General features: G+C 69.3%; 7 protein-coding genes. 2 read left to right on the top strand and 5 right to left on the bottom strand.

The features are described 5' to 3' along the window. Together ACDELDRAFT_RS26040 and ACDELDRAFT_RS26110 are read right to left on the bottom strand one after the other, a co-directional pair. On the bottom strand, positions 1-1,350 hold a 1,350-nt coding region (locus tag ACDELDRAFT_RS26040), incomplete at its 3' end, for a methyl-accepting chemotaxis protein (RefSeq protein ID WP_005799435.1). Next, a complete protein-coding gene (locus ACDELDRAFT_RS26110) occupies positions 1,344-1,562 on the bottom strand; it encodes a hypothetical protein (RefSeq protein WP_005799436.1) in 219 nt (72 codons plus the stop codon). The genes ACDELDRAFT_RS26040 and ACDELDRAFT_RS26110, both read right to left, overlap by 7 nt. Before the next feature lie 263 nt (positions 1,563-1,825). Between ACDELDRAFT_RS26110 and ACDELDRAFT_RS18080 the strand changes: the two genes are divergently transcribed. Together ACDELDRAFT_RS18080 and ACDELDRAFT_RS18085 are read left to right on the top strand one after the other, a co-directional pair. Then, positions 1,826-2,266 (top strand): acyl-CoA thioesterase, encoded by a 441-nt coding sequence (locus ACDELDRAFT_RS18080; protein WP_005799437.1) that lies wholly within the window; start codon positions 1,826-1,828, stop codon positions 2,264-2,266. 8 nt (positions 2,267-2,274) lie between these two features. After that, a complete protein-coding gene (locus ACDELDRAFT_RS18085) occupies positions 2,275-3,201 on the top strand; it encodes an EamA family transporter (protein WP_005799438.1) in 927 nt (308 codons plus the stop codon). 93 nt (positions 3,202-3,294) lie between these two features. Here ACDELDRAFT_RS18085 and ACDELDRAFT_RS18090 read toward each other — a convergent pair whose 3' ends face one another. From ACDELDRAFT_RS18090 to ACDELDRAFT_RS18100, 3 genes are all read right to left on the bottom strand, one after another. Then, positions 3,295-4,281, bottom strand: coding sequence for a succinylglutamate desuccinylase/aspartoacylase domain-containing protein (locus ACDELDRAFT_RS18090; RefSeq protein ID WP_040329877.1), 987 nt, complete (start codon positions 4,279-4,281; stop codon positions 3,295-3,297). Then, a complete protein-coding gene (locus ACDELDRAFT_RS18095; protein WP_005799440.1) occupies positions 4,278-5,258 on the bottom strand; it encodes a Bug family tripartite tricarboxylate transporter substrate binding protein in 981 nt (326 codons plus the stop codon). The genes ACDELDRAFT_RS18090 and ACDELDRAFT_RS18095 overlap by 4 nt, the downstream gene beginning before the upstream one ends. Positions 5,259-5,376: 118 nt before the next feature. Further along, on the bottom strand, positions 5,377-5,896 hold a 520-nt coding region (locus tag ACDELDRAFT_RS18100; protein WP_005799441.1), incomplete at its 5' end, for a LysR substrate-binding domain-containing protein.

A 5,896-nucleotide genomic window follows, 5' to 3' on the forward strand; every position in this document is an offset into this window, starting at 1 on the left:
CACGGCAAAGCCGCGGCCCTGCTCGCCCGCGCGGGCGGCTTCCACGGCGGCGTTCAGCGCCAGGATGTTGGTCTGGAAGGCAATCGAGTCGATCACGCCGATGATGTCGGAGATCTTCTGCGACGAGGCGTTGATGCCGTGCATGGTGTCCACCACCTGGGCCACCACCTCGCCGCCCTGCACGGCCACGGTGCTGGCACTGGCGGCTAGCTGGCTGGCCTGCTGGGCGCTGTCGGCGTTCTGCCGCACGGTGGCGTTGAGTTGTTCCATCGACGCCGCGGTCTCTTCGAGTGCGCTGGCCTGGCTCTCGGTGCGGGCCGACAGGTCGGTGTTGCCCTGGGCAATCTGGATGCTGGCGGTGGCCACGCTTTCCGAGCCGCTGCGCACGTTGCGCACCACGTCGGTGAGCTGCCTGCGCATCTGCACCAGCGCTTCCAGCAACTGGCCCACTTCGTTGGTGCCGTGGGTGATGGCGCCACCGCTCAGATCGCCTTGCGCCACGGCGCGCGACAACTGCACCGCCTGGCGCAGCGGCTGGGTGATGGAGCGCACGAAGACCAGCGCCATGCCCGTGGTGAAAGAGAGCGTCACCACCAGGGCCAACGCCACCCACAGCAGGCGCCGCTGCCGGTCGGACACCCGGTCTTTCAGGGCCTGGGTCAGGTTGGTCGCGGCCTGGGCATTGAGGGCGTTCAGTGCCTCGATGGTGCGCGTGAAGTTGTCGAAATAGTCCTTGGGGGGCAGCTTGAAGGCGGCGGCGTTGATCACCTCGCCTTCGAGCAATTGGAGCGACTGGGTGATGAGGCCCTGGATCTCCTGGGCCTTGCCCCCCAGCGACTGGCGGAACTGCGGGTTGCGTTCCAGGGCGCGGTCGAAGCTGCGCATGGTGTCGGCCTGCAGTTCAGCCACGCGCTGGCGCAGCGCCAGCAGCTGGCCCTTGTCCTGCGCGGGCAACTCGCCGCGGCTGAGAAAGCCCGAGCCCTGCGCCCGCAGCACGCCCAGCTTTTCGCCCAGCATGGGGGCATGCACCAGCGAGGCCTGGATGAGCGAATGCGTGTCGCCATCGGGGTCGGTCTGCAGGCCATAGGCGTCCAGCAGCGCCTCGTTGATCAGCATGATCGACGCAATGAGCTGCGTGTGCTGCGCGGTGCTCTGGCCCGATTGCAGGCTGCGTGCGGACACAGCCTGCTCCAGCGTCTTCCAGGTCTGCTGGGCCTGCGCCCAGGCGGTGTTCTGCGCGGCGGGCACCTGGGCGGCCGTGAAACTGGCGGCCACTTCGCCCATGGCCTTTTCCAGGGCATCCCGCGCGGCGGGCCGGCGCGCGGCCAGGGCCTCGTCGCCGCTCAGCATGCCGGCCGACAGGCCCGGTGCACCTGCATGAGCTGCACGACCTTGTTCAGCACGACGGCAGGCGCCGCGCCTTCGGCCTCGCGCCGGGCCGCCGCAATGGACTGCAGCGAATCGCTCACGTAGAGGTAGGTGGGCAGGGCGCTCATCATCAGCCCGATGGTGCCCAGGATCATGAACTTCTGTAGCAGGCCGAGGCGATGGAGGAGAGACATGGCAAAAAGCGCGCACCCGCGCGTGTCGTGAAAGCACAAAAGGGCCGAAACGGCTTCGGCCACGGATCAGCGGCAAGCCCGTTCCCGGGCTGTGCGACCTGTAACGCAATGTACGGATGCCGCGCCAAAGTGACTTTGACACACATCAATCTAGCGCCCCGGCGGCGGGCGCCGCTGGCCTGGCCGCCACCACGCCGCCCGGGGCGGGCCGAAACGCGGCGGCTGGTGAATAATGGCCCGAAAGATTCTGGAGACTTGCCCGCATGCATTCCATCACCCTGCGTTTTCTGGCCTCGCAAAGCACGCCTCTGGTGGCAAACCGCATTCCCGGGGGCACCGTGTTGCGCTGGGTGGATGAAGCGGGGCTGGCCTGCGCCAGCGCCTGGGCCGGCGGGGCCAGCGTGACGGCCTTCGTGAGCGGCGCCAGCTTTCTGCAGCCCATCCAGTCGGGCGATCTGGTCGAGGTGGAGGCACGCCTGGTCCATACCGGCAACAGCAGCATGCACCTTGCCGTGGGCGTGCGCTCGGGCAGCATCCAGGGTGGGGAACTGCAGCCCGTGACCCAGTGCGTGGCGGTGTATGTGGCGGTCGACGAGCAGGGGCGCCCCAGGGCGGTGGACACCTGGACGCCCGAAACCCCCGGCGACATTGCCCTGGCCCAGCGGGTGAAAGCCCACATCGAGGCCGCGCGCGCTGCGCAGTGAGCCACCCGATGACGACCTTGGCCGGGCCGATGCGCGCCCGTGATCTTCTGGCCGCGCTGGCCGTGGTGGTGCTCTGGGGCGTGAACTTCGTGGCCATGAAATGGGGGCTGCGCAGCTTCACGCCGTTTCAGCTGGGCGCCATGCGCTACCTCTGCGCGGCCCTGCCGCTGGTGCTGCTGGTGCGTGCGCCGCGCACGCACTGGCGCTGGGTGCTGCTGTTCGGCCTGTTCCAGGGCGTGGGGCAATTCGGCTTCCTGTTCGTGGCGCTGAAGATGGGCATGACGGCGGCGCTGGCCAGCGTGCTGATGCAGACGCAGGTGTTCTTCACGGCACTGTTCGGGTTTGGGGTGCTGCGCGAGCGCCCCGGCCGGCCCCTGCTGCTGGGCCTGGGGCTGGCGGGGCTGGGGTTGCTGTGCTTCGCCATGAACCAGCTGCAGCCCGGCGGCACGGCGGCCGGCACCACGGTCGCCGGCCTGCTGCTGACGCTGTGCGGGGCGGCCTCGTGGGCTGCGTCGAACATCGTCTCGCGCCTGGCGCAGAAAGCGTCGCCGGGCTACGAGCCTTTCTCGTTCGTGGTCTGGAGCAGCCTGGTACCGGTGCTGCCGTTCATCGTGCTGTCGTTCGTGGCCGATCCAGACGCCGCGCGCTGGCTGGACCCGGCCTCGTGGGCAGCAGTGCCGCTGGTGGCTTGGCTGTCGGTGGCCTACCTGGGCTGGGCGGCCACGGTGCTGGGCTACGGGCTGTGGACCAGCCTGCTCAAGCGCTATCCGGCCAACCGGGTGGCGCCCTTCAGCCTGGGCGTGCCCGTGGTGGGCATGGCCGCAGGGCTGTGGGTGCTGGGCGAGGTGGTCACCGCCTGGCAATGGGCGGGGGTGGCCTGCGTGGTGGCGGCGCTGGTCTGCGTGGTGCTGGGGCCCCGTTGGGGTATCAAATAGGCCTGCGGCGCTTTTATCCTCAGCGCCAACAGCTATCGAACGTGTAGCAAATGTGGCGCGCAGGCCCGGCTGGGCCTGCGCCAAGGCCACCGTTTACAGGGGACGGCGGCGGGCCCAGCGCACCACGGTGACGCCGGCGCGCGCCTGGCGCGTGGAGGGCATCACCAGCACGCAGTCGTCGTAGGGCGTGGTGACGGGCTCGCCGTCGTTGTCGCCAATGACGGTGCCGGCTTGCGCAATCACTTCCAGGCCCGTGAAGGCTTCGGTGAAGCGGAAATGGCTGCTGCGGGCCACCACCGGGCCGGTCACCTCCAGCGCCCACTGGCGGGGCGCATCGGCCTGCTGCCAGCCGGGCAGCAGGTGCGCCAGCTCGGCCGCATCCAGCACGCCAGCGGCCGCCAGAAAACGCACGCACTGGTCCTGCGCCACGGTGCGGCTGGCCGGGTCGCCATGGAAGCCACATTCGATCAGCAGCGAGCGCGTGTCTCCGCCCTGGCCCGGGCCGTCGCCATCGGGCAGGCCGAAGCGGCCGTAGTCGCGCATGCGCACCCCGTCCTTGTGCCCGGCATCGATCACGATGTGCTCGGGTGCCCGCATGGTCCGGGCGAGGTCCAGGTTGCGCGGCTGCATGCCTGTCAGCAGCAAGGGAGCCGAGGGCTCGTGCATCGAGTGGATGTCCAGCAGCCAGTCGGCGCGCGCCACGAAGGGGCGCAGTGCAGCGGCGCGGCGGCGCTCGCGGGTGTCGCCGGCGTTGATGCGCTCGTCCAGCCATTGGCGGTTGAGGTCTTCGTCGGTGAAGCGCGAGGCGTCGTGGTGGGCGGCATCGAAGCGGTCGAAGGCTTCGAGGTTGCAGAACGCGAGCGTGAGCTGGCCCCGCCGGGGACGCAGCCCCGACGCGAGCAGCCCCTTGAGCGCCCAGGCGCCGCACAGTTCGTTGCCGTGCACCAGGGCGCTGATCATCACGTGGCGGCCCGGCTGGCCCGAGTCGAAGTGCCAGACACCTTCGGTGCCGGTGTTGCCGGCGCGCCAGGGCCCCAGGTCGGGTGCGGGCAGGTCAAAAGTCAGGGCCATGGGCATCATTCCTCGATCCGGGCGAATTCGACGATCTTCTTGTACTTGGCCACTTCGCTGCCCAGGAACTTGTCGATGTTCACGCCGGGCGCCGACACCGTGGAGCCGCTGGCTTCGAGCTTCTTGCGCAGATCGGGCGACTGCAGCGCTTCGGCCAGGGCCTTCTTGAGCTTGTCGGCCACGGGCTTGGGCAGGTTGGCCGGCGCCATGAGGGCGAACCACACGCCGATGTCCACGTTCTTGTACTGGGCCGATTCGGCGAGGGCCGGGATGTCGGGCGTGGCCGCCGAGCGCTTGGCTTCGGTGGTGCCCAGGGCAATCACCTTGCCGCTCTTGATGTGCGGCAGGCCGCTCGAGAGCACGAACACGCCGTACTCGAGGTTGTTGCCCATCAGGTCGTTGGTGAGCGGTGCCACGCCGCGGTAGGGAATGTGCGTCATGAACAGCTTGCCCTGCTCCTTGACCATCTCGCCCGCCAGGTGCAGCGAGGTGCCCACGCCCGAGCTGCCGTAGCTGAACTTGCCGGGGTTCTTCGAGACCTTCTGCGTGAATTCCGCCAGGTTCTTCACCCCCGCGCCGGTGGACGCCACCAGCACCAGGGGCTGCGACGCGATCAGGCCGATGGCGGTGAAATCCTTGATGTCGTACTTGACCTTCTTGGTCACCAGCTTGTTGATGGCGATCTCGTTGCTTGCCCCCACCAGCAGGGTGTAGCCGTCGGGTGCGGCGCTGGCCACCTTCTGCGCACCGATGGCGCCGCCTGCGCCGCCGATGTTCTCGATCACCACCGGCACGCCCAGGCGGTTGCCCAGCTCGGTGGCCACCACCCGGCCCGTCAGGTCGGTGCTGCCGCCCGGCGGATAGCCCACGACGATGGTGATGGGCTTGCTGGGGTAGGCCGTTTCCTGGGCGGCTGCGGGGGCGCAGGCCAGCAATGCCAGGCTGCAGGCCAGGGCGGTGCGGCGCGAAGGGGTGAAGGAGTGCATGGCGGTGTGTCCTTGAGGTTGGATGCCCCATTGTGAGAACGTGGCGGCGCCGCGCTTGTGCCGAATCGGCACGAAGTGGTGCAAGTATTGGCGACGCGCCCGCGCCGCAGCCGGCCGGTCAGCGCACTGTGACGGCCTGCCACACGGCTTCCGCCAGCGGGCTCAGGCGGCGCTTGGGGCGGTACAGGCGCACGTCAAAGCGCACTTCCATGCGCGGACTGCCCGCCGGCGCCAGGCGGCCGCTCTTGCAATCGGCATGCACCATCGACCAGGGCAGCCAGGCCACGCCCAGCCCTTTCTGGACATATTCGTAGTGGGCATCTGCCGAGTCGCATTCCACCAGGCGCTGCAGGCGCGGCGCATGGGGGTTGTGGGCGAGGTGGTCTTCGACGAGGCGGCCCATCGCCAGTTGCGGCGCGTAGGCCAGGTAGGGCACGGGCGCGTTCTGGCTGAAGCTGTGCAGTGCCTGCCCATCGGCCGTGGCGCGCGACACCGGCACCAGGCGGTCTGCCGCCAGCGTGACGTGGGTGAACTGCCGCGCGTCCAGTGCGATGGCCAGCGCCGGGTGGTGGTACACGAGCGAGAAATCGGCGTCGCCGCGCTCCAGCAGGCCCACGGTGTCGGCCAAGGCGCGGGTC

This window comes from Acidovorax delafieldii 2AN, assembly GCF_000175235.1.
Taxonomy (GTDB): Bacteria; Pseudomonadota; Gammaproteobacteria; order Burkholderiales; family Burkholderiaceae_C; genus Acidovorax; species Acidovorax delafieldii_B.

Excerpts from the sequence above, each read along its gene's own strand:
- ACDELDRAFT_RS26110 (WP_005799436.1), bottom strand. The coding sequence starts at position 1,562 with ATGTCTCTCCTCCATCGCCTCGGCCTGCTACAGAAGTTCATGATCCTG.
- ACDELDRAFT_RS18080 (WP_005799437.1), top strand. The coding sequence starts at position 1,826 with ATGCATTCCATCACCCTGCGTTTTCTGGCCTCGCAAAGCACGCCTCTG.
- ACDELDRAFT_RS18085 (WP_005799438.1), top strand. The coding sequence starts at position 2,275 with ATGACGACCTTGGCCGGGCCGATGCGCGCCCGTGATCTTCTGGCCGCG.
- ACDELDRAFT_RS18090 (WP_040329877.1), bottom strand. The coding sequence starts at position 4,281 with ATGATGCCCATGGCCCTGACTTTTGACCTGCCCGCACCCGACCTGGGG.
- ACDELDRAFT_RS18095 (WP_005799440.1), bottom strand. The coding sequence starts at position 5,258 with ATGCACTCCTTCACCCCTTCGCGCCGCACCGCCCTGGCCTGCAGCCTG.